This is a genomic window from Gilliamella bombi, from assembly GCF_900103255.1.
Lineage (GTDB): Bacteria > Pseudomonadota > Gammaproteobacteria > Enterobacterales > Orbaceae > Gilliamella > Gilliamella bombi.
The window spans coordinates 14,096-35,807 of sequence record NZ_FMWS01000056.1; the positions used below are offsets into that span (position 1 = coordinate 14,096).

A 21,712-nucleotide genomic window follows, 5' to 3' on the forward strand; every position below is an offset into this window, starting at 1 on the left:
TAAAATTATGTCCATTTTTGATATTGTAACTTGTATAACAATATTCATCGTAACCATCTTATTAGTTAAAGGTGGGATAGTTTGGTTATATACTAAATTTAAACCTTTAAAATATATTCAATTAACTGTAACTGATAACAATGGTTTAAAACATAGTAAAAAATTATTTCTAGATGATGAAAATTTTATTGATGAAATTTTGGATATAAGAAAAAAACAAAAATTAGCACGAGGAAAGCATCGTGCTAAGTAAAAAGGCCTATTTAGCTTTTCAGGCTTTTTTGGTGTCTGTTTTTACACCGTTGTTAGATAACCTGTGCGCTTTACATGAATGGACTATTGGGTATAAAACTTACAGCCCTGCAGTTTCCGTTTTTATTGCTTATTATATTGTTGTTTTTTCCTCTCGTTATTCATTCAAAAGTTTAGAAAAATGTAGATACGAACATGCGCAAACTGAGTATTTGGAAAAGATAAATAAACAGCTTGGCATGGATATCTCTGATGAAAAAAGAGTTGAATTAGAAGAATTGCGAGATGATATTTTATCTAAAGAACTTGATATTTATCAATTACAATTGAATGCTTGTCAAAATGACTTTAAAAAGAGCTTGGAAGACTAAAATTAATCTGCCCCCGTTCAAATTACATTTCAAGTAAGTAAGATCATAATAACCTCATACATTAATTTAATTATGAGGTTTTTTATGGAACACCCTATCAAAAAATTATCCAAAATTCGCTTATTAAAATGGTATGTAGTTTCATTTATTCTTTTATTAATCATAACATTATTATCACCTCAGCAATTACCAGTCGTCGTTTATAAACTATCTCTTGTTTTACTTTCTGCTGTTGTTGGTTATCACCTTGACCGTGCCCTTTTTCCTTATTCTTCTCCAGGTAGTTATCTTTGCACTGATTGGAAAAAAGATGGTAAAAACTTCTATCAAATTAAATACAAAAAAGACGGTAGATTGTATGACAAATCAAATGCCAATTACTTAGCCGAATATCCTGTATTAGAACCTTATCGGATGATTTTTGCGGTTGTTTTAATTCGCCGTGCATTAATTGTTTTTGCTGTAATCCTTGGCGTAACACTTGGATTATAGCCATGCGTTATTTAACTTTAATTATTGTGTTTATGCTGTTTAGTTGTCATTTAGCACCTGCTATAGCAGGTGTACCAAATGATGCTAAGCAACATCAACGGGAACTGACACGTAATGCACGAGCAATATTTGGTCTTGATGCACCTGTTTCATTATTTGCAGCGCAAATTCATCAGGAATCTCGATGGAAAGTAAACGCAAAATCACATGTGGGTGCTCAAGGATTAGCTCAGTTTATGCCAACTACGGCGGATTGGATTGCGGGGGCTTACCCTAAATCATTGGGTAGCAACGAACCTTATAACCCATCTTGGGCACTGCGTGCCTTAGTTCAATATGATTATTGGTTATATCAGCGTATTAATGCAACGGCGAGTGATTGTGATAGATGGGGATTCACGCTCTCAGCATATAACGGTGGGCTTGGCTGGATAAATCGTGATCGTCAGCGAGCAAAACGAGAATACCAAGATGCAACACATTACTGGGGAGTCGTTGAAAATATAAATGGCGGTCGTAAAAGTATTAATTTTAAAGAAAACCGTGATTATCCGATTCGCATTATCTACCGTTGGCAACCTGTTTATATAAATGAAAATTGGGGTTTAGGAGTTTGTGATGATTAGAAATATAGGCAAATTAATCAAAAGCTTTTTTGTGGGCAGTAAAAATTATTTTTTGTTGGGAATAATTTTGGTTGTTGGTTTGGGTGCGCTTTACCGATTAGGTATCAGCCATGGCAAATCAATGGCCAAACAAGAATATATTGCTTTAGAAGCACAACAAGCAATGAATACTTTAAGCCAATTTATTGAGAGTACAAAGCAACTAACTAAAACTGCTAATGATGCAAGTTATTCATTGTCACAGCAGATAGCAGAAAGGAAATTATATGATGAACAATCAACTCAAGCATTACAAGATGCACTTAACAAAACGGCTAATGATCGCACTCATTGCGTGTTTGATGATAGTGTCTTGCAGTTCATCGACTCAGCCCGTGCAAATGCCGCACAAGCAACAACCCATGGTTTTACCAGCACAACTGACGGTACCATGCGAATTACCCGTAAAACGGCGAAATAATACGGCTGACGGTTTAGCTCAAGCCTTAAAACAGCTTTATGATCAATACGGTCAGTGCTCAGGTCGACTTATTGAACTAATAAAATATATCAACGAGGTAAACAATGGATAACGCTGATTTAGCATCAACTGTTGAAATGGAAGCACGAGAACGAATACTAGCAAAACATCAAGCAAAGACGGGAGTATCGAGCCTGTATTGTCAAATCTGTGAAGAGCCTATAGCTGAAGAACGTCGAAAGTTAGTCGTTACTGATTTATGTATTGAATGTGCAGCATTGGAAGAAAAAAGGAATAAACGATGAATTTTAATGAACTTACCTTTAACTGGCAGTTTCTGCAATGGGCTGTAATGGCGGTGGTTGGTGTTTACTCATGGTTAATTGGACGTCAATCGGCTAGCCAAAAAGAGCTACTAGACTTACGTATTCGAGTAACACAAGTTGAAGAGACGGTTAAGTCATTACCAACTCAGCATCAGGTAACCAAATTGATTGAAAAATTAAGTAGCAATGAAGCTACTTTAAATCAGTTATCTGATCGGCTTTCAGGATTATCTCGTCAATTAGATAACATTAACCAATTTTTATTAAAGAACAAGTGAGGAATTATGAGCTACGCTGAATTTTTAAAAGAAGATCAACGTTTGGTTATTTTGCGTATCTTATATGAAATGCCAAGTTATAGCAGTAATTCTAGCATTATCTATAGTGCGTTAGATCACTATGGCCACGCTATTAGTCGTGATCAAGTTAAAACCCATTTAAGTTGGCTTGGACAACAAGACTTAATTAAAACCGAAACAATTGGTAGTGTTATTGTTGCACGTTTAACCGATTTTGGTGCTGATGTGACCACCGGTAAAGTTGTTGTGCCTGGTGTAAAACGTCCAAGCGCAGGAGCTTAATTATGGGACGTAAATCGACAATTCACAAGCTAGAGCCAGAAGTTCGAACATATATCGAAAAATTATTACGAGCCGATCAACTTACTCTTGATGAAATGATTGCCGAACTGCAACAAACGTTTCCCAGTACTGATACGCCAAGCCGTTCTAGCCTTCACCGCTATCAAAAAGGTTTTAATGAAATGACCAATAGCTTACGTGAAATTGAAACAGCATCACGTATTTTGGTGGATGAGCTTGGTGATAGTGTTGATGATAAATCAGGGGCACTACTTGCACAAGCTGTTACAACGCTGGCAACGCGTGCCGCATTTAAGGCACATGAATCGGAAGATATCACTATCAAGGAAATTAGCTTTTTAGCAAAAGCCGCCAAAGAAGCCATGCAAGCAAGGCAATTAAGTTTTAAAGAGAGGCAGGAAATAGAGAAAGCAGCACGTGAAAAGTTATTGCGTGAGCAAAAAGAAAAACTGAATGAGCTAGAAAAAACAGGCGAAGTACCAGCTGAGATGTTAGCAAAAGTAATTAAAGCGGCGTATGACTTATGACAACACAAACCGAACCAGCTCTTAAATTATATGATTACCAAAAGCGATGGGTTAATGATACCAGCCGTTTTGCTATTGCAATGTTCTCTCGACAATGCGGTAAGACCTTTACCAGTACATTGCAAATTGTACTCGACTGTTTGCGAGCTGAAGCTCAAGGTAAACGTGCGCGTTGGGTTATTTTATCACGTGGTGAACGTCAAGCACGTGAAGCCATGAATGAGGGGGTTAAAGTTCATCTGCGTGCAATGTCCGCAGGTTTTAAAGAACTCGATTATGATTGGGATGCCAATATTCGAGCGTTAGAAGTTGAATTACCTGGTGGTAGTAAAATCACAGCATTGCCTGCAAATCCTGATACTGCTCGTGGCTTTAGTGCTAGTGTTTTACTGGATGAATTTGCCTTTCATCAAGATAGCCGTGCCATTTGGAAAGCACTGTTCCCTGTTATATCTAAACCCGGCTTAAAACTGCGTGTGATCAGCACTCCCAATGGTAAAGGGAATAAGTTCTATGAACTGATGACTGGTAAAGATGATGGTTGGTCACGCCATGTAGCGGATATTTATCAATGCGTTAATGATGGGTTACCTCGAAATATTGAGGAATTACGCAAAGGTGCCGGTGATGATGATTTATGGGCACAAGAGTTTGAACTCAAGTGGCTTGATGAAGCCAGCAGTTGGCTTGATTTTGATTTAATTACTAGCGTTGAAGATGAAAAAGCAGGAGTTCCTGAACACTATACAGGCAATCCTTGTTTTGTTGGTGTTGATATTGCTGCACGTAATGACCTATTTGTTATTTGGGTCATTGAACAAGTGGGCGATGTTTTTTGGACTCGTGAAATTATTGAGAGAAAGCGACTCTCTTTTGCTGAGCAAGATTTACTGCTTGATGATGTTTTTAGACGTTATCGTGTTATTCGTATCTGTATGGACCAAACAGGTATGGGTGAAAAACCGGTGGAGGATGCTAAACGGCGCTATGGTGAAATGGTCGTTGAAGGTGTGCTATTTACCGCTCCCAATAAATTAACATTAGCAACACAAGGTAAACAAGCTTTTCAAGATAGAAAAATTCGTATCCCAGCCGGCAATAATGCACTTCGTGCTGATTTGCATAAGTTGAAAAAAGTGACTGGCGCAACGGGGCAACCGCGTTTTGTTGCTGATTCTGATAGTAATGGTCATGCTGATCGAACTTGGGCTGCCTTTCTTGCAATTAATGCAGCTAGCCAAGATAGGTATGAAATTGAATATCAGTCACTTGGATATCGTGATTCTTACCGTTCATTGAATCAATATTCGGGTAGCTCAGAACTGGAAACAGCTGATACAGGCTTTGGCACGGTACGTGGCGGTAACGATTTTGGAGGATTTATTTAATGTTATGGTTTAAAGGTAAAAAGCCACATGTTGAAACAGGACGAGAGCTGGCAGGCACAGGTGAAAATAATGATATTACTAAATTGTATATTGGTTCGCTAGCGCTACCAGATGATAGTGTTCTTCGTAATCGGGGTGGCGGTCGTTTAGATATTTATAAAGAAGTATTGAATGATGATGAAGTCAAGTCAGCATTTACCCAACGTCAAGATGCAGTAATCTCTCGCGAATGGAAAGTGGAACCCGGAGGCGATAAACCAATTGATACCGAAGCTGCTGAAGCTATGAGTGAGTTACTGAAGTCGGTGGGATTTGACCGTGTAACTAAGTTAATGCACTACGGTGTTTTTTACGGTTATGCTGTGGCGGAGTTAATTTATGGCATCAAAGATAATCTATATTGGATTGACGATATCAAAGTTCGTGATCGGCGTCGTTTTCGGTTTACTCCAATGGGTGAACTGCGCTTATTAACGCCCAATAATATGCATGAAGGTGTTGCTTGTGATGCACCGTACTTTTGGCATTATGCAACTGGTGCCGATCATGATGATGAACCCTACGGCTTAGGCTTGGCTCACTGGCTTTACTGGCCAAGCTTTTTTAAACGCAATGATATTAAGTTCTGGCTAATTTTTCTGGAAAAATTCGGCATGCCAACGGCAGTGGGCAAATATAGTACAGGTGCAACACAAGAACAAAAAAGGGACTTACTGTCACTCACTCGTGCAATTCAGACCGATTCAGGCATCATCATGCCAGATGGCATGACGCTTGAATTGCTACAAATAGCACGCTCAGGCGCAGGCGATTATAAAGCGTTTTACGACTCAATGAACGAAGCTATCCGGCGTGTAACCGTTGGACAAATTACTTCCTCAGGTGGTGCATCAAGCTCAATCGGTGGTGATGAATCACTCCAAGCTGCGGTATTAAGTTCAATTGCAAAATCAGATTCTGATGTAATGTGTGAGAGTTGGAATCGAGGACCAGGTACTTGGTTTACACAGATGAATTTTCCCGGTGCTGCTGTTCCTCAAGTTTCACGTATTTTTGATGAACCTGAGGATCTGAAATCATTATCAGAACGTGATAAAAATATTATTGAATCAACTGGCTACCGCCCAACATTGGCTCATGTGCAAGATACGTACGGCGGGGAATGGGAAGAAAAACCACAACCAGCACCAGCGGAATCGATTGATGCGCAATCTTTAAAAAACGTTGATTTTGCCGAACAGCAACCGAATAACTTTGCGCCAGTACTTCAGTCACAACGATTAAATACTGAGATGCACCCCGTTACTGATAAATGGATTAATCAAATTAAAGAACTGGTTGATAATGTTCAATCATTAGAAGAATTACGTGATAAGTTATTTGAGCTAATTCCCGATATGCAATTAGATAAATATGCAAAGGTCATGGCTGAAGCATTAACAGCAGCTAATTTAGCAGGTCGCACAGAACTACTTGAGGATAGCAAAAATGGTTAATGTCGCATATGGCTCGTTGCCATTTAAAGAGCAAATTGAATTCTTCAGACGTAAAGCAAATGTGCCCACAAACAGCTATGTAGATATCTACAATAATGAACATGATTATGCCTTTGTTGTGGCGGGGGCAAATCGTAATGCATTACTAAATGATTTTCGTGCAGCTATTGATAAAGCAATTAGCCAAGGTACTACACTTGAAGAATTTAGAAAGGATTTTGCCGAAATTGTCGAAAAACATGGCTGGAGCTATAACGGTAGTTTTAGTTGGCGTACTCGTATCATCTATGAAACAAATTTAAATTCATCTTATCAAGCTGGACGCTACCAGCAATTACGTGATGCTAAGTTTCCATACATGGAATATTTGCATAGTGATTATGTTGAACACCCTAGAGAACTTCATCAAAGTTGGGATCATCTAGTATTAGATTTTAATGATCCTTGGTGGAATACTCACTTTCCACCCAATGGCTATGGTTGTCAATGTCGTGTTCGTGGGCGAACTAAAGGTGATTTAAAAAGAATGGGTAAAGATGGGCCAGACACCGCCCCATCAATTAATTGGGTTGATAGAGTAATTGGTGAAAATAGCGGTAATCCACGTATTGTAAGAGTGCCAGAGGGCATTGATCCAAGTTTTGAACATATTCCCGGGCAATCAAGACTTGATACATTTGTACCTAACCCACTTGATAGCGATCCAACGCTTAAACGTGGTGTACCATCCATTAAAGCCGTTGATAACTGGCCTACTATTCGTGAAGTTAGTAAAAATAGGATATTAGAAAAAGGGTTAACGGAAGAAGATTATGCAAATATTTTTTTAAACGAATTTGGTGCAACATTAAATAATCCTACCATTTTTAAAGATGTAGCAGGTGAAGCATTAGTAATAGGCAAACAACTTTTTACTGTTAGCAAAACTGGTGAATTGAAAGTTACAAAACGTGGTCGTGAGCAATTTTTATTGTTACTTGCGGATTCGTTAAAACTGCCCGATGAAATTTGGACAAGAATGGAATACTTTGATCATCTACAAAAATCTGTAGTGCGCCGGCGCTACATTTCTCGTTTTATGATTGATGGAGAAGTTAAGCCAATGCTTGCGGTATTTGAAGTGGGTGATGATGGTTGGTTAGGTGTGACAACATTTGCGCCTGATAACCCTGAATATTTAGAACAGCTTCGGGTCGGTGTTCGAGTGTTTAAACGATAAACCTCAATCACTGCCATAATTGAGGTGCATAAGTAAGGATTTGAGGCTTTGGCAGAAGCTGCTTACTTACATTCGAAATAGTATAGGTGAAAAAATGACTGGCGTAAATATTGAGTTTAATATACAAGATGCGCTTGATGCCATGCTTTATATTGAAGCAGCCATAGATGATATGTCTGGTTTATTTGATCACATGGGTGAAGTGTTATTAGATATTCATGAAGCACGCTTTAATGCCCAAGAATCACCAGATGGTATACCTTGGCAAGCATTATCACCGTGGTATCAAGAATCTAAACCCAAACAAAAAGATAAAATTTTAACACTAGATGGTAATCTAAGAAGTACGTTGCATTGGCAGATTGAAGGTAATACTTTGTTGTTTGGTACAAACTTAATCTATGGCGCTATTCATCAGTTCGGCGGTACAATTAAACCAGTTAGGGGCAATGCATTAAATGTGGGAGGACTTCCTGTAAAGCAAGTGGTAATTCCAGCAAGACCATGGCTTGGCATTAGCGCTCAAGATAAATTACTCTTGGTCGATGTTGTGCGTGAGCACTTGGGTTTTGCTTAAAACGCAATATAACGCGTTTTAAGCCACTTTACTAAAAAAGGCTAATTAGTTTATTTACGAATCGCTTTAATCGTGTTGTAAATGCTTTATAATAAGTTTTTAGTGTGTATTTCTTCTATTATTTTGCCGTTCCCCTTTCCAAATCATTAAAAAATTATCTGCCCGCGTTCAGATTACCGTTTTCTCAAAATAAGTCATGATGCTCTATATCAATTTATTGGAGCATTTTTTATGGCACTTATTCCCGTTTTTAAACCTGGTACGCATACTGCGGTAGATGGTCGAAAAATCACTTTTACTTTAGAAAACTGTATTGATTTAGCTGAAAGCTATGATCCAACGCTATCTGAAGCACCTGCTGTAATCGGCCATCCCAAACTAACAGCTCCAGCTTACGCATGGGCAAAATCATTTGAAGTAAAAGATGGTTTGGTTTATGCCAAGTTAGATCAGATTAATCCAGAATTTGCTGAAGCCTATAATGCGGGCAGTTATAAAAAACGCTCACTTTCAATTTATTTACCGGATTCACCAGGCAATCCTAAACCGGGTCATTACTATGCGCGGCACATTGGTTTTTTAGGTGCAGCAGCGCCTGCTATTAAAGGTTTGCCTGATGTTAGTTTTGCCGAATCTGACGGCGAGCAAGGTGCTGTTGAATTCTCTATGGCTGATGAAGAATTTGATGAGAATTTGATTTCAATTTTAGCTAATTTGCGTGACCTGCTGATTGAAAAAGCCGGCATTGCCAGTGCAGACCTATTTTTACCGCAATGGCGCCTTGAATCATTGCGTGCAATATCCGACAGAAAACAAAAGGAGAAAGAAAAAATGCCACAACCTTTAGACGCTAGCTTTGCCGAACAACAAGCAACAATTGACGCTAAGAATGCTGAACTAGCCAAACGTGAACAAGCATTGCTAGAAAAAGAACAAACTAACAAGCGAGCGGAATTTGCTGCCTTTGTTGATGAACTAGTTAAAGATGGAAAATTATTACCTGCGCATAAAACTACAGTTGTTGAAGTATTTATGGCGTTGGGTAGTGAACCAATTTCATTTGCTGAAGGTGATGCAACTGTTAACAGTTCCCCAGTTGATTTAATCAAAAAAGTACTTTCAGAACGTCCTGCTTTTATGAACTTTGCTGAAAAATCGGCTGCTAGTGATAGTGAAGATAACGTTGATAAACAAGATCCAAAAGTCATTGCTGATGCAGCCAAAGCCTATCAAAAAGAACAGGCAGACAAAGGCAATACAATTTCAATTAGCCAAGCAGTTACGCATGTAACCAAAGCTAAAAAGTAAGAGCATTAATTACAGGCTGATTATTAATGTCAGCATCATTTTAATTTTAACCAAAAGGTTTTTATATGAATATTCCAGGATTAACAGTAGCAAAAACCGCTGAAGGCGAAGTCAAACCACGCGTGATTGTCTGTCATGGTAGTGAAGATGGTCTAGCAAAACAAGCGATTGACGGTACCGTATTATTAATCGGTGTATCAACAATTGTGGGTGGTGGTGACGGTGAAGTATTTGATGTTGTGCGCAGTGGGTTGGCACAAGTTTTTTATAGCGAAGCAATTGCAATTGGTGCTCCAATCACAGCAAATGCCGATGGTCGAGCGAAAAAAGCAAATAGTGGTGATTTTATTATTGGTTTTGCTGAAGAAAATGGTAATGAAGGTGAGTTAGGCTCAATTTGGATTGCACCAAGCAAACAAGCTTGACCTGTTATTTAACTAATAGTCTATGACCTTTAATAAACAAATTTTTAATTGAGGAGTTTTATATGCAACGCCCTTTCCCAGTTGAACCGCAGTTGACTGCAATTGCTATCGCTTACCGTAATAATAAGTTAATTGCCGATGAGGTTTTGCCTCGTGTGCCTGTTTCTAGCACATCATTTAAATGGCTTGAATTTGATTTTTCAGAGCGATTTACTTTGCCTAATACCAAAGTTGGTCGGACGTCACAACCCAATCAAGTTGAGTTTGGTGCCAAAGAGCAAGAAAGTTCTGTGAATGATTATGGTCTTGATAGTCCTGTTCCTCAAGATGATATTGATACAGCCATTACAGGTTATAACCCACTTGGTCATGCCGTTGAAGCCACGACTGATTTAATTTTGTTAGATCGTGAAGTTCGAGCAGCAAATTTACTTTTTAATGGTGCAAATTACAGCAATAAACAAACATTAACTACTGCACAACAATGGAATAATCCTGATAGTGACCCAGTAGCATTAATAACGGATGCATTTGATGCAATGGTTCAGCGTCCAAATATCGGCACACTAGGACGTCGAGTTGCCACAATATTACGTCGTCATCGAAAAATTGTTGCCGCGTACCATGGTAATGCGGGTGAAAACGGTCTTGTTCCGCTAGGGTTCTTAGCTGACTTATTAGAGTTAGAAGCTATTTATGTCGGTGATGCATTTTTAAATAGTGCAAAACCAGGTAAATCTCCAGCATTACTTCGTGCTTGGGGCAATAAAGCATCATTCACGGTACGTAATAAATTAGCAAATACTAAAGGTGGTGTGACGTTTGGTTATACAGCTCAATTTAAAGATCGTGTTTCGGGCTCGATTGTTGATCCTGATATTGGTTTACGTGGCGGTCAACGTGTTCGTGTCGGTGAATCTGTCAAAGAACTCGTTGTAGCTAAAGATGCTGGCTATCTGTTTGAAAATGTTATTCCCGCAAACAGTTAATAATGTGAACAACAACCAATGGTAATTTATCGTTGGTTTGGGTCAAGATGATGAATATTCCATACATTACATTGCTAAATTTATCCAAACGTCCAGGACTCGTTGAGCTATCCCAATTGGTTGCTCAAGATGGTGAAATGCCCGTAGATGCTAATTTGTTGGAAGTCATTATTAATGGTGGTGATGTTTCAAGTTGGTTGCCTGATGATGTTATTAAGGCAAATCGAGCAATCGCACGTATTAATGAATCAATAGCTGATACTGAAGCTGAAATAAACGGCTTTTTACGGCAACGTGGACACAGGCTACCCTTAGTTAAGGTACCTCGTTTGTTAACTGATTGGGCACGCATTATTGTTCGTTACAAATTGCATCGTAATCGTGTTTCTGATGAAAAAAACGATCCTATCGTGCGTGATTACAAACAAGTTCTGGGCTTTCTAAAAATGGTAGCTGAAGGGAAATATTCGCTTGGTATTGATGATGCTTTGCCTGTCGCAGGTGGTGTACCAAAACAGACTGGACCGGTAAGAGTATTTGATATGAACACATTACGGGATTTTGGACGATGAGTAGCGCACCATTTGATGTTTCAGTGATTGCTGAAAAGCTAAGAAGCCTATTAGCGGATAAAACCTTAGTTTTTGTTGGTACTAGTGCTGAATACAGTAAGTTAACCGATTTAACTTCAGCGCCGACACCAGCGGCTTACGTTTTGCTTGGTAAAGAAACACCCAACGATAAGCCCGCAGGTACACGGCAGTCAGTCAGTGTTAATTTTGGTGTTGTGGTTGTTGCTCGTGATATTTCTAGCCAAGCAACCAATATTCAAAATGTTAAACAGCTAGCTAACCCAGTGATTGGAGCTGTGCGCGATTTGTTGATTGGTAAAACAGTTCAGTTTATTGACGGCGTTCGCCCAGTTAGTTGGACTGGTGGGCAAACGTTAGGTTTTCAAAATGGCGTGCTGGTTTGGATTGATTCATTTCAAACCCAACACTTCATCGGTAGCCGATAAATAATTTTAGGAGAAAGATATGTCAGATTTATTAATGAGTTTACAAGGTACCATAAATCTTGCCACCCGTAATACCGCCAGTTCACCCGTTCGACCTAATGCCTTTCGGCATGTTGGTACCGCTGACTCTTGCGAGATGGAGTTAAGTGTTGAAACCGTGACACAAAATGAATCATACACAGGACAACGCTTACAAGTTGGTGAATTAACACTAGGTAAAAGTGGCACGTTAAACTTAACGCTAAAAGATTGGTCAATTGAAAACATTGCGTTGGCGCTTTATGGTGAAAAGATTACTGTTAATTCAGGTATAGCGACAGATGAAAAATTACCAGAGAACCTGATAATTGGTGATCGTATCAAGTTAACTCATCCATTTGTAGCTGATGTCGAGTTAAAAACACCAGATGGCTCTACATTAGTATTAGGCACGGATTATGAAATCGAATCAGCTCACGCTGGATTAATCAAATTATTAACTACAACAGCATTAACTGCAACGGTAGATTATTCCTATGCTAAAAAAGAGAGCTTGGGCATTTTTACCCGTCAACCACCAGAACGTTGGTTTATGCTCGATGGTATCAATACTGACCGTGAAAATGAACATGTAATTGTGGAGCTATTCCGCGTTAAATTCAATCCAATTTCTAACTTCTCGTTACTACACAATGAGGGATACGGTGAATTACCACTTACTGCCACGGTCTTGGCTGATATGAGTCAAAACAAGGATAGTTCGCTTGGTTATTTTGGCTCATACGTTCAAAAGGCGAAATAAATTTATTTTATTATGCGGTGATGTGTCACCGCTAATTATTCAACTCTCTAATTTTATTAGTAGGTAAATAACATGGCAGAAAAAGTGACAGCAACAAAAGAAGAATCAAATGATTTAGCAACATTAATGCCGAATCGTGAAATCATGCTAGCAGGCGAAACAATTACAGTACGTGAATATTCATTTAAAGATGCACTAACTATTGGTAACGAAATTGACCAGTTTGTTGCATTAATTGTGAATGAAATGAACGGTACAAACAAAATCACTATTGAGCAAGCCGACACAATTATTATGGGTAATTTAGAGTTGGTTTATTCGTTAATCAGTACTTCTATTCAAAAACCGATTTCGTTTATTGAAGCGTTGTCATATGAAGATGGTTTACAACTACTTGATTGGTGGTGGGTTGTTAATTCTCGTTTTTTTATGAACGCGGTAACTCGCAAAATCATTCGGCAAAACGCTGCAAAACAGGCAAATCAGTAAGCTGGAGTGAAGTTTTTACATTATTAATTAAAAATGGACATGATGCGCAGCAGTTACCGTATTACACGCAACGCCAATTACTGCTGTATTACGATGAATTAATTAAGTTACAAAACCGAGAACGAGCTAACCGAATTGAGGATGTTTGTGTTGGCTTTAATGGTGGTAAACAAGTTACTAAGTTTGTAAAACAGTTACGCGGAGAGCAATAATAATGGCTAATAACGATATGAATATTGCAATGAAGTTCACGGCTGACGTGAATAGAGCAAAAGATAATATCAGTCAATTAAATGCTGAGCTGAAAGAGTCAGCAAATGTTGCTCAAGATGCTAACAAAAAAAGTGCTCAAAGCATCAAAGATGTTTATACGGCACAAACTGAGGCAATGAACCGTGGTGCGCAAGCTGCCGCTGCTGCTGAAAAACAAGCTAAAGCACAAAGTATTGCCACTAAAGCAGCTGAAGCGCATAAAAAAGAAGTTGAAAAACTGCGCCAAGGTTTAGATAAATTACTTGCTAGCATTGATCCAGCGACAAAAGGTCTAAGTCGTTTAGATGAATTAGAAAACAAGTTAAGAAAATCCAAAAAAGCTGGCGTCATTGATAGTGATACGTTTGATGATTATCTTGGGAAAATCAATAATCAACGTGCTGCATTATCAACAGTTGAAACACTCAATGAAAGTACTAAAAAATTAGATCTGAATACCAAAGGCGCCCGTCGTAGTATCGCCAGTATGTTTAAACAATTAGCAAGTGGTAATTTTGCATCAGCGGGAAATTCATTACTAACAATTGGTAATATGACTGGGCGACTACCGCCATTATTTAGTGCTGCCACACTATCCGTTGGTATTTTTGTTGCTGCCGCTTACAAAATGTCACAAGTGATAAGTACGATAATTTCAGACCAAGAGCGGTTTAATCGTGCATTAATTTCAACGGGTAATTATGCTGGAGCTACCGCAGGCGGGCTTGAGGCTATGTCTCAACGTATCGGTAAAATTAATCATAACTACAGTGAAACACGTGGTGTTATTGCAGAACTGACATCAGCGGGGCGATTATCAGCAAAATCGATTGAAAACATTGCTACAGCATCAGCGTATATGGCACAAGTGACAGGAAAAAGTGCCCAAGACGCTGTTCAATCATTTAAAGGTATTGAAAATTCGGTCACAAGCTGGGCTGTTGAAAGTAATAAACAATATCACTTTTTAGATCTGGCTACTTATCAGCGTATTGCAGCGTTAGAAGCACAAGGTGACACAGAACAAGCTATTGCCGTTGCTACCGAGAGATATGCCAAAGAGATGGAAGTCAGCGCTAACAAGATGCAAGAACAGCTTAATTGGTTAGAAGATGCCTGGCGACGCTTCAAAAATGGGGTTAGTGTTCTAGGTAATGAGTTAAAGAAAGAGCTTAAGTTTGATTTAGGATTATCAAGCCTAGAAGAAGATATTGAAAGAATGGAGAAAGCCAAAAATAGAGGTTTTTATATTGTTCCTGGGGCAGGATATATTCCATACAATAAAAATGATGATAAAGCATTACAAGAAAAACAGGCTCAACGAGATAAACAGCAAAAAGAAGTACAAGAAAAGCATGACACCGATGTCATTAATGAAAAAGCAATCAATGCCCAAAAAGAGCTTGATGAGCTGCATAAACAAAATGCCAGTGATGCCGAAAAACAAGCTAAAGCGGTTGATGAATTACGTAAAAAATATGAAGCGCTGTGGGCTAATGAAAAGGGTCGTAAAGATTTACAAGCACAAGGGGTTAAATCAAAAGACGGTAAATCATTTTCTGGTGGTCAATATGATAAAGATGTAAAAGAAATAACGGATAAATCGCTCAGGCAGTATAACGAACAATTAAAAAATAAAGTTGCGTTACAAGAAAAAAGTACTGCCCTAGCTAAAGCACTTTATGAAATTGAAAAAGGTCAGTATAAAAATGCTAGCCCAGAGCTCAAAAAAGAGATTATCGCTAATGCAAAATTGATAGATGCGCACGAAGCAAAGAAAAAAGCAATACAAGAATCAGCCCGAGCTGCAAAATCTGCGGCACGTGAAACAGAACAATTTATAAAATCGCTAGAATCACAAGCTGATAAGCAGACACAAAAAACATACGCAACTCGTCAAGCGTTGATTGATTCTCAAAAATTAACGGTAGAGCAACGTAATCGAGCTAATGCGGCAAATAATGCAATTACAGCACACGAAAATAAAAAACTTAATGACGAATTACAAAATCAACTCAATTCGCTATTGTTTGATCCTGCCAGAATTAAAACGGCAGAAATTGATAGATGGTATCAAGCGGTTATTGCACAACTTAAAGCTAATAAAAATATTGAGGGTATTGACTTAATTGACCAGTTGTTACCACTAAAAAAAGCTGAAGCAAATATTTCCGAAATTTTAGCAAAAGTTCAGCAAGCACAATCACAACAGTCAATTAAAGAACAAAGTATACAAGCACAAGTAACTGCTGGTTTAATTACACAAATTGAAGCACAAAGCCAGTTAGTTGATTTGCACAAGCAAACAGCACAAGAACTTGCCAAATATTTACCTACTTTGCAAGCTATGACAGCGCTTCCTGGTCAAGTTGGAGAAAATGCACAAAAAGCACTTGCTACACTTCAGCTACAAATTGCAGAACTAAATAAAACTACCGATGCATTAACCAATGCATTTAAAAACGGATTACAAAGCGGTATCCAAGGTAGTCTTGATTCTTTAGCAAAAGGTACGTTTGAATTAAAAGACGCATTATTAAACCTTGCACAAAGTATCGTATCAGCAATGGCTCAGGTAGCAAGTAAAGGTCTTGCTGATATTGCCATGAATCAACTTAGTAATTTGGGTAAATCACTTTTTAGCTCAATAACCGATACGGCAGTTGAAAATGCCAGTGCTATCTCTTCAGCAGAACTGATGGGCACAGCAATAACCACTGCGGCAAGTGTTGGTTCGGTTGAACTTGGTACTTCATTAACCACCGCAATGACAACGGGAACCGCAGGATTAACAGGCGCAATGGCAGCTGCATTTTCAAGTGGCGCTGCGACCTTATATACCGCAATTACATCAGCGAATGCTGGTGGCTCTGCTATGTCAGGTTTAGCGGGCGTGGCATCTGTTGCGGCAGCAACAGGTGGTTATATAACTGGAGCTGGTACATCAACATCCGATTCTATTCCAGCAAAATTATCTAATGGGGAATATGTTGTTAAAGCTGCTTCAGTGAAAAAATACGGCCTTGACTATCTTCATGCTATTAACACGGGGCGATTACGTCGTTATGCAACAGGCGGGCTAGTTAGCAATGTCAATATTCCAAAAGCGCCATTACTTGATGATAGCCAACAACGCAAAAGCTCACCAACAATATTAAGTCCCGTTATTCAGCAGGAATTAGTCATTGATGCGGGTGATATGGTCAGTCGCGGAATCAATAGCGTAACAGGCGGTAGAGCATTTAAAACATTTATTCGAGCAAATAAGCAAACAATTAAACAGGATTTGGGGATTTAAATGGCGTATCAAAGTGGAATTGCAGATAATGAAATTGATTTACTGGATAAATTAAATCTATTTTTAACAACTGATAGTGAATTGGTCAATTCTGGAGATAATTGGACAGAAATTTACAGTGGTGAAACTGCAGCTACTGCAACTATAGCAAAACGAAAATCATATGCATGGAGTGCGCCGGGAGCGACTGCTGGCAATAATATTTATGTTGCATGTAAAACAGATAATAGTATTTCTAACGATATTTATAATCTCTATTTTTGTGGTGGAACCTATTTTAATGTTGAATTGGTCAATCAGCCCGAAAATGTATTTAGTGGTATGTTAAATCGTACACAAGTCGGACTATTTGCTGATAATAATCCATTACATTACTGGTTTTTTGCTAATAATCGTCGATTTATTGTGATAACAAAAATGACAACCGTTTATTCAAGTTGTTATTGTGGTTTTATGCTGCCAAACTCATTACCAAATGAGTACCCTTATCCACTAGTGATTGCAGGTAGCTGTAATAATGAACTACAACGATATTCCGTTACAACAGATTATTTTGCGTCAATTATCGACCCTCTTATCAATCATTTTTACGTATTTGCCCCATCGCAGTCATGGCAACAGTTTTATGGTTCAAAAGGTAGCCGAACAAAGTTAGTTTATCCAAGAGGTATTGGACAATTTTATTATTATGGCAATAAAAAAATCAGTGTGTTAACTGCATCACCTGATTGTTACTCACCGCTATATCCCGTATCGATTGTAGATGTAACAAAAGGTGCAACTCAATTCTGGGGAGCATTAGATGGCGTTTACTGGGTGCCAGGATTAAGTCGTGCAGCTGAAGATACAATTAAAACCGATGATGGCCGCGAATTTATTATTTTTCAAAACGGTTTTCGTGTAACGAATATTGATTTTTTTGCAATTGAAAAAGTATAGAATTGGAGCTAAATATGACATATCAAACGGGTAACGCATCATCAGTCGTAGATTTATTATCAAAACTAGCAACGTTTGCACAATCAGTTGATGGGTGGGTTGTTGATAAAATTGATACTAAAGCAAAAGAACTCTATTTACATAATGAAAATTGTTTTTGGAGCCTAAGAGTTGGATCATCGAATTCACTCCCCACGTTGTACATTGTTATCAACAATCAGTTTAACGCAAATTTATCCTGGGATAACCAAGTTGGTTCAAGCTCTGTTAACGGTAAAGCAAATTTCTATCGTTATTATTGGGGGGCTGGTACCAATTTTCATCATGAGCCATTTGCGTCATATACATTTTTAGCAACAACACAATATATTCATGTTGTTGTACGTGTTGATTCTCGCCGTTTTCGACATTTTGGATTCGGAACGCTAAAAAAAGATGGCGTTTATGTTGATGGTCATTATGCGTACGGAACACATTCAACAAATACAAATGATACAAGTTACGCATCATATCCCTTCACCAGTGATATGTACTTGTATATCGGAAGCCGAGAATATCGTTCCTTTGCTAGCGTTGTCAGAGTTAACGAAAAAGACTATTTTTTTGGAGCAAATGAGTCAGGTTATGAAGGAATGGGCGCAATGGGCATTGGTGATGCAACGATTAAACGTGATTATAAACCCCATCCTGATATGTTACTTGTTGAGGCAAGTTTATCTCAATTTAATAATTTGATAACGCTTGTGCCACAATCGATTTATCTGCATTTGGCTAGCAAACAATATCAACGCATCGGTGTAGTTCCTGATTTTTATGTCGCCAGAATTGATAGTGTTGTTCCTGGTACTATTCGTGAAATTAATGGTGAAAAATATTATTGTTGTGCGGCAACAATGTTTCAAACTGTCACATCCAATGTTCAGGATGAAGATAATAGTTATGACCTTGGCTACTTTTATAGAGTAATTGAGTAATGAGTAACAAACATACAGGATACGTTATTAATGATTTGAAAAAAATTCGTGGTCAACGTAGCTTTGATTTACAATTATATCAGGGTATGGCTAAGCTCTCATCTGTTGTTGAAGATGAAACGGGGTTCGTTATACATGGTATACCTTTGCAGTTGCTCAATGTGCGAAAAGGTTACATTACACAATCATTTTTAAATATTATTTATAATAAGCTCTATATTAATCCATCCACTATTGATGTTGGCTATGTGAGTAATCAACGCACTATAGAAGTATCAATTTTCAACGGTTATTTCAGCAGTAAAATTCTGACTGATATTACCTATAGTGATAAACAAGGGGTCACTGTCAGTAATGTGACGTTACCATTTTTATTTAGCCGATTAAGCCTAAAAATATTATCAATTGATATTGATAGCCACGGCACAGATAGTATTAACTGTACAATTTCGTTTCATTTTTTAAACGCTGAAACCGTTACATTAGTTGTTAGCGGTAATCGTTCGCTACCGCTTCCTCTCTCTCCAAATTGGTCGCATGGTATTACAGAAACATTAGAATGGAAAACCAATGTACATCAATCACAAACAGGGGCAGAACAACGGGTAGCAATGCGATTAACACCTCGTCGGACATTTGAGTTTCAAACGCTTATCCATAAACACGAACGTCGACAAATTGAAAATATACTATTTCAGAACTATTTAAGCTCATTTTCATTGCCGATTTATAGTGATATAGCATTACTGGATAAAGAAATCAAACCAGGTGATAAGACAATTTATTTATCAACCATCGGGCGAGATTATCATATAGGAGGTAATTTAACCGTTATAGATGGTAGTAATACAATTGTTGCCAATATTGAATCAATTAAAAATTCAAGTATTACACTATCTGAACCGATATACACAACCATTTTTAAAGGTGCAAAAGTATTTCCTATTAAATTTGCAAAACTGACTGAACCGCCCAAAATCATCAGACGAACAGATGAATTAGCAACTGCAGAGTTACGATTTTTAGTTGTTGAAAAAAATGACATTAACGTTAATGTTGAGCTACCTATGTACAATAATTTTTATGTGCTGGAGCAAGAACCAGATTGGTCAGATGATGTACATGTTTCATATGAATCAATGCGACGTGAAATCGACAATCAAACGGGTATCTTGTACTACTCAGATAGCGCGAGTCGTGTTTTTATCACTCAGTCTCATGAGTTTTTAATTAACGGTCGTAATAAACAGCTTGAGCTGCGTGCCTTGTTTTATGCTCTCCGTGGTCGCCAAAAACCTATTTTTGTCCCCTCGTTCAGTAATGATTGCAAACTAGTTGATGATGTAACGAGTGAAATTTTAGATATTGAGCAAAATAACATGACTGAAACTGATCACGGCGGACAGTTCTTAAGAATTTTACTGAGTGGTAACCGAATTTTATATCGTGAGATTGTCAACGTGAAAAGCAATAATAAAGGTGGACTTCGGTTATTGCTCAATAAAAAGGCGTCATTTACACATAATGAAGTCATCAAAATATCAATAATGCGACTATGTCGTTTAAATGATGACAAAGTTATATGGGAACATTTAACTGATGCTGATGGTACAGCAAGAATAAAAGTTACATTTAGAGAGGTACGGTATGAGCTGGAGTGAGTTTGAGTATTCCGTTGCAAATGGTCAGCCATTAACTCTGTATGAGTTCAAAAGGCAAAATTTATATTATCGCTATACAAATGCAGATCGCTCAATAATGGTTAATAATGCGCTATGGGAAGCGATCGCAATTAGTGATAACGGGCTATCAGCAAGTAGTAATAATAATGTTGAAATCACATTACCCGTTACGAATAAAGTGGTTTCATTTTACCGAGGTGTTCCACCGAGTACATCGGTAAAAATTAGAATTTATCGCATGCATTATCATGATAATCAACAAGAGTTACGGGTGGCATGGGTGGGTAATATCACTGAAGTCAAACGTGAAAAAATTGGTGAAGCCAAAATTATCACAACTAATATTGTCAATACATTTGGCCGTCAGGGATTGAGGCTGACCTGGGGTAGAAAGTGCCCCCATGCACTTTATGATAGTAGATGTAAAGTTAAAGCTCGTCATTATGTCATTTCAGGGTTAGAGATAATTGCATTAGATGGTAAATCAATTACATTTAATGTACCACAGAGTATTAATAATGGTTACTTTAGCGGTGGCTATATTGAATATGAGTTTGAAGGTCTAACAGAAAGGCGAGGTATTCGCATGCATAATAACAATAATTTAAGTCTGTACGGTGGGACTTATGGCTTAAGTGTAGGTTTGATAATTAATGTATATCCTGGTTGTGATAATACGATTGATACATGTGAAAATAAATTTAATAACCATTTGAATTATGGTGGTTGCCCACACCTGCCTGGCAAATCACCGTATAGCATTACTAAACTATTCTAGGAGGTTAATTATGTGGTGGGCGATTGCGCGTTTTGTTGTTGTACTGGTTGCATCCTATTTTCTAAATCAAGCATTAGCCAAAAAACATAATAATAAGGTTAATGCAGCAACGTTTGATGACTTTGATTATCCACAGCCAACAGAAGGAACGCCACAGTGTGTGTTTTTTGGTGACTGTTGGACTGCGGATTGGTTTGTGCTGGCTTATGGAAATTATCGTTATGAAGCAATTAGAAAATAGTATATGGATAACTATGGCAGATATTCGTCAAGGTGGAGGCTGTGCGTGGGGATTAAGAGCCTGGTTTAAACACTATGGACTGAGTTTTAACGATTTTATTCAAAATGGTGGGATTGATAGCACAACGATTTTAAGTACGGGTGATGCATTAGCTATTCGTATTGTTGAACTCGCAAAGCAAGCTAGTGTGCATAAGGGGTAA

Annotated in this window: 28 protein-coding genes; all 28 read left to right on the forward strand. The window is 38.1% G+C overall.

Going from position 1 to position 21,712, the window contains the following annotated elements; translation table 11 throughout:
- The first annotated feature begins 7 nt into the window (after positions 1-7).
- The 28 genes from B9N71_RS10440 to B9N71_RS10570 all read left to right on the forward strand — a co-directional run bounded on the left by B9N71_RS10440 (position 8) and on the right by B9N71_RS10570 (position 21,712).
- Positions 8-253: a hypothetical protein gene (locus tag B9N71_RS10440; RefSeq protein WP_085165887.1), complete on the forward strand. Its 246-nt coding sequence runs from the start codon at positions 8-10 to the stop codon at positions 251-253.
- The gene (locus B9N71_RS10445; RefSeq protein ID WP_085165888.1) at positions 243-623 is read left to right on the forward strand and encodes a hypothetical protein; all 381 of its coding nucleotides are present in this window, start codon (positions 243-245) and stop codon (positions 621-623) included. Before B9N71_RS10440 ends, B9N71_RS10445 begins: the two co-directional genes overlap by 11 nt.
- A gap of 84 nt (positions 624-707) precedes the next feature.
- Entirely contained in the window at positions 708-1,115 is a 408-nt protein-coding gene (locus B9N71_RS10450; RefSeq protein WP_085165889.1) for a putative holin, read from the forward strand.
- Positions 1,116-1,117: 2 nt separating this feature from the next.
- Positions 1,118-1,741, forward strand: coding sequence for a transglycosylase SLT domain-containing protein (locus B9N71_RS10455; RefSeq protein ID WP_085165890.1), 624 nt, complete (start codon positions 1,118-1,120; stop codon positions 1,739-1,741).
- Complete coding sequence (locus tag B9N71_RS10460) at positions 1,734-2,201, forward strand: hypothetical protein (RefSeq protein WP_085165891.1); 468 nt, start codon at positions 1,734-1,736, stop codon at positions 2,199-2,201. The genes B9N71_RS10455 and B9N71_RS10460 overlap by 8 nt, the downstream gene beginning before the upstream one ends.
- Positions 2,143-2,313, forward strand: a complete 171-nt coding sequence (locus B9N71_RS13695; RefSeq protein WP_442345863.1) for a hypothetical protein — start codon at positions 2,143-2,145, stop codon at positions 2,311-2,313. The genes B9N71_RS10460 and B9N71_RS13695 overlap by 59 nt, the downstream gene beginning before the upstream one ends.
- A complete protein-coding gene (locus B9N71_RS10465; RefSeq protein WP_085165892.1) occupies positions 2,306-2,506 on the forward strand; it encodes a TraR/DksA C4-type zinc finger protein in 201 nt (66 codons plus the stop codon). The genes B9N71_RS13695 and B9N71_RS10465 overlap by 8 nt, the downstream gene beginning before the upstream one ends.
- Positions 2,503-2,805, forward strand: a complete 303-nt coding sequence (locus B9N71_RS10470) for a DUF2730 family protein (RefSeq protein ID WP_065574282.1) — start codon at positions 2,503-2,505, stop codon at positions 2,803-2,805. Before B9N71_RS10465 ends, B9N71_RS10470 begins: the two co-directional genes overlap by 4 nt.
- A 6-nt stretch (positions 2,806-2,811) precedes the next feature.
- Entirely contained in the window at positions 2,812-3,108 is a 297-nt protein-coding gene (locus B9N71_RS10475; protein ID WP_085165893.1) for a VpaChn25_0724 family phage protein, read from the forward strand.
- 2 nt (positions 3,109-3,110) lie between these two features.
- On the forward strand, positions 3,111-3,656 hold the full coding sequence (locus B9N71_RS10480) for a phage protein Gp27 family protein (protein WP_085165894.1): 546 nt from the start codon (positions 3,111-3,113) through the stop codon (positions 3,654-3,656).
- Positions 3,653-5,044: a terminase large subunit domain-containing protein gene (locus B9N71_RS10485; protein WP_208610490.1), complete on the forward strand. Its 1,392-nt coding sequence runs from the start codon at positions 3,653-3,655 to the stop codon at positions 5,042-5,044. The genes B9N71_RS10480 and B9N71_RS10485 overlap by 4 nt, the downstream gene beginning before the upstream one ends.
- Positions 5,044-6,540 (forward strand): DUF935 domain-containing protein, encoded by a 1,497-nt coding sequence (locus B9N71_RS10490; RefSeq protein WP_143422117.1) that lies wholly within the window; start codon positions 5,044-5,046, stop codon positions 6,538-6,540. The genes B9N71_RS10485 and B9N71_RS10490 overlap by 1 nt, the downstream gene beginning before the upstream one ends.
- Positions 6,533-7,759 (forward strand): PBECR2 nuclease fold domain-containing protein, encoded by a 1,227-nt coding sequence (locus tag B9N71_RS10495; RefSeq protein ID WP_085165896.1) that lies wholly within the window; start codon positions 6,533-6,535, stop codon positions 7,757-7,759. The genes B9N71_RS10490 and B9N71_RS10495 overlap by 8 nt, the downstream gene beginning before the upstream one ends.
- Before the next feature lie 94 nt (positions 7,760-7,853).
- Positions 7,854-8,336, forward strand: a complete 483-nt coding sequence (locus B9N71_RS10500; RefSeq protein ID WP_085165897.1) for a phage virion morphogenesis protein — start codon at positions 7,854-7,856, stop codon at positions 8,334-8,336.
- Between the two features lie 231 nt (positions 8,337-8,567).
- The gene (locus tag B9N71_RS10505) at positions 8,568-9,644 is read left to right on the forward strand and encodes a hypothetical protein (protein ID WP_085165898.1); all 1,077 of its coding nucleotides are present in this window, start codon (positions 8,568-8,570) and stop codon (positions 9,642-9,644) included.
- 65 nt (positions 9,645-9,709) lie between these two features.
- Positions 9,710-10,069: a hypothetical protein gene (locus tag B9N71_RS10510; RefSeq protein ID WP_085165899.1), complete on the forward strand. Its 360-nt coding sequence runs from the start codon at positions 9,710-9,712 to the stop codon at positions 10,067-10,069.
- Between the two features lie 62 nt (positions 10,070-10,131).
- The gene (locus B9N71_RS10515; RefSeq protein ID WP_085165900.1) at positions 10,132-11,058 is read left to right on the forward strand and encodes a phage capsid protein; all 927 of its coding nucleotides are present in this window, start codon (positions 10,132-10,134) and stop codon (positions 11,056-11,058) included.
- A 50-nt stretch (positions 11,059-11,108) separates the two neighbouring features.
- Positions 11,109-11,630: a gp436 family protein gene (locus B9N71_RS10520; protein ID WP_085165914.1), complete on the forward strand. Its 522-nt coding sequence runs from the start codon at positions 11,109-11,111 to the stop codon at positions 11,628-11,630.
- The gene (locus B9N71_RS10525) at positions 11,627-12,076 is read left to right on the forward strand and encodes a phage tail terminator protein (protein WP_065569086.1); all 450 of its coding nucleotides are present in this window, start codon (positions 11,627-11,629) and stop codon (positions 12,074-12,076) included. The genes B9N71_RS10520 and B9N71_RS10525 overlap by 4 nt, the downstream gene beginning before the upstream one ends.
- A gap of 19 nt (positions 12,077-12,095) precedes the next feature.
- Positions 12,096-12,857, forward strand: a complete 762-nt coding sequence (locus B9N71_RS10530; RefSeq protein ID WP_085165901.1) for a phage tail tube protein — start codon at positions 12,096-12,098, stop codon at positions 12,855-12,857.
- Between the two features lie 72 nt (positions 12,858-12,929).
- On the forward strand, positions 12,930-13,346 hold the full coding sequence (locus tag B9N71_RS10535) for a DUF6631 family protein (RefSeq protein ID WP_085165902.1): 417 nt from the start codon (positions 12,930-12,932) through the stop codon (positions 13,344-13,346).
- A gap of 214 nt (positions 13,347-13,560) precedes the next feature.
- Positions 13,561-16,896, forward strand: a complete 3,336-nt coding sequence (locus tag B9N71_RS10540) for a phage tail length tape measure family protein (protein WP_085165903.1) — start codon at positions 13,561-13,563, stop codon at positions 16,894-16,896.
- Positions 16,897-17,835: a hypothetical protein gene (locus B9N71_RS10545; RefSeq protein WP_085165904.1), complete on the forward strand. Its 939-nt coding sequence runs from the start codon at positions 16,897-16,899 to the stop codon at positions 17,833-17,835.
- A gap of 14 nt (positions 17,836-17,849) precedes the next feature.
- Positions 17,850-18,809, forward strand: coding sequence for a hypothetical protein (locus B9N71_RS10550; protein WP_085165905.1), 960 nt, complete (start codon positions 17,850-17,852; stop codon positions 18,807-18,809).
- The gene (locus B9N71_RS10555; RefSeq protein ID WP_085165906.1) at positions 18,809-20,470 is read left to right on the forward strand and encodes a hypothetical protein; all 1,662 of its coding nucleotides are present in this window, start codon (positions 18,809-18,811) and stop codon (positions 20,468-20,470) included. Before B9N71_RS10550 ends, B9N71_RS10555 begins: the two co-directional genes overlap by 1 nt.
- Entirely contained in the window at positions 20,457-21,269 is an 813-nt protein-coding gene (locus B9N71_RS10560; RefSeq protein ID WP_085165907.1) for a phage/gene transfer agent baseplate hub protein, read from the forward strand. Before B9N71_RS10555 ends, B9N71_RS10560 begins: the two co-directional genes overlap by 14 nt.
- Positions 21,270-21,279: 10 nt before the next feature.
- On the forward strand, positions 21,280-21,510 hold the full coding sequence (locus B9N71_RS10565; protein WP_075508847.1) for a hypothetical protein: 231 nt from the start codon (positions 21,280-21,282) through the stop codon (positions 21,508-21,510).
- Positions 21,491-21,712, forward strand: a complete 222-nt coding sequence (locus tag B9N71_RS10570; RefSeq protein ID WP_208610491.1) for a hypothetical protein — start codon at positions 21,491-21,493, stop codon at positions 21,710-21,712. The genes B9N71_RS10565 and B9N71_RS10570 overlap by 20 nt, the downstream gene beginning before the upstream one ends.

Bases quoted from the DNA above. Each gene is read 5' to 3' on its own strand.
- B9N71_RS10440 (WP_085165887.1), top strand. From the start codon at position 8: ATGTCCATTTTTGATATTGTAACTTGTATAACAATATTCATCGTAACC.
- B9N71_RS10450 (WP_085165889.1), top strand. From the start codon at position 708: ATGGAACACCCTATCAAAAAATTATCCAAAATTCGCTTATTAAAATGG.
- B9N71_RS10455 (WP_085165890.1), top strand. From the start codon at position 1,118: ATGCGTTATTTAACTTTAATTATTGTGTTTATGCTGTTTAGTTGTCAT.
- B9N71_RS10460 (WP_085165891.1), top strand. From the start codon at position 1,734: ATGATTAGAAATATAGGCAAATTAATCAAAAGCTTTTTTGTGGGCAGT.
- B9N71_RS13695 (WP_442345863.1), top strand. From the start codon at position 2,143: ATGGTTTTACCAGCACAACTGACGGTACCATGCGAATTACCCGTAAAA.
- B9N71_RS10465 (WP_085165892.1), top strand. From the start codon at position 2,306: ATGGATAACGCTGATTTAGCATCAACTGTTGAAATGGAAGCACGAGAA.
- B9N71_RS10470 (WP_065574282.1), top strand. From the start codon at position 2,503: ATGAATTTTAATGAACTTACCTTTAACTGGCAGTTTCTGCAATGGGCT.
- B9N71_RS10475 (WP_085165893.1), top strand. From the start codon at position 2,812: ATGAGCTACGCTGAATTTTTAAAAGAAGATCAACGTTTGGTTATTTTG.
- B9N71_RS10480 (WP_085165894.1), top strand. From the start codon at position 3,111: ATGGGACGTAAATCGACAATTCACAAGCTAGAGCCAGAAGTTCGAACA.
- B9N71_RS10485 (WP_208610490.1), top strand. From the start codon at position 3,653: ATGACAACACAAACCGAACCAGCTCTTAAATTATATGATTACCAAAAG.
- B9N71_RS10490 (WP_143422117.1), top strand. From the start codon at position 5,044: ATGTTATGGTTTAAAGGTAAAAAGCCACATGTTGAAACAGGACGAGAG.
- B9N71_RS10495 (WP_085165896.1), top strand. From the start codon at position 6,533: ATGGTTAATGTCGCATATGGCTCGTTGCCATTTAAAGAGCAAATTGAA.
- B9N71_RS10500 (WP_085165897.1), top strand. From the start codon at position 7,854: ATGACTGGCGTAAATATTGAGTTTAATATACAAGATGCGCTTGATGCC.
- B9N71_RS10505 (WP_085165898.1), top strand. From the start codon at position 8,568: ATGGCACTTATTCCCGTTTTTAAACCTGGTACGCATACTGCGGTAGAT.
- B9N71_RS10510 (WP_085165899.1), top strand. From the start codon at position 9,710: ATGAATATTCCAGGATTAACAGTAGCAAAAACCGCTGAAGGCGAAGTC.
- B9N71_RS10515 (WP_085165900.1), top strand. From the start codon at position 10,132: ATGCAACGCCCTTTCCCAGTTGAACCGCAGTTGACTGCAATTGCTATC.
- B9N71_RS10520 (WP_085165914.1), top strand. From the start codon at position 11,109: ATGAATATTCCATACATTACATTGCTAAATTTATCCAAACGTCCAGGA.
- B9N71_RS10525 (WP_065569086.1), top strand. From the start codon at position 11,627: ATGAGTAGCGCACCATTTGATGTTTCAGTGATTGCTGAAAAGCTAAGA.
- B9N71_RS10530 (WP_085165901.1), top strand. From the start codon at position 12,096: ATGTCAGATTTATTAATGAGTTTACAAGGTACCATAAATCTTGCCACC.
- B9N71_RS10535 (WP_085165902.1), top strand. From the start codon at position 12,930: ATGGCAGAAAAAGTGACAGCAACAAAAGAAGAATCAAATGATTTAGCA.
- B9N71_RS10540 (WP_085165903.1), top strand. From the start codon at position 13,561: ATGGCTAATAACGATATGAATATTGCAATGAAGTTCACGGCTGACGTG.
- B9N71_RS10545 (WP_085165904.1), top strand. From the start codon at position 16,897: ATGGCGTATCAAAGTGGAATTGCAGATAATGAAATTGATTTACTGGAT.
- B9N71_RS10550 (WP_085165905.1), top strand. From the start codon at position 17,850: ATGACATATCAAACGGGTAACGCATCATCAGTCGTAGATTTATTATCA.
- B9N71_RS10555 (WP_085165906.1), top strand. From the start codon at position 18,809: ATGAGTAACAAACATACAGGATACGTTATTAATGATTTGAAAAAAATT.
- B9N71_RS10560 (WP_085165907.1), top strand. From the start codon at position 20,457: ATGAGCTGGAGTGAGTTTGAGTATTCCGTTGCAAATGGTCAGCCATTA.
- B9N71_RS10565 (WP_075508847.1), top strand. From the start codon at position 21,280: ATGTGGTGGGCGATTGCGCGTTTTGTTGTTGTACTGGTTGCATCCTAT.
- B9N71_RS10570 (WP_208610491.1), top strand. From the start codon at position 21,491: ATGAAGCAATTAGAAAATAGTATATGGATAACTATGGCAGATATTCGT.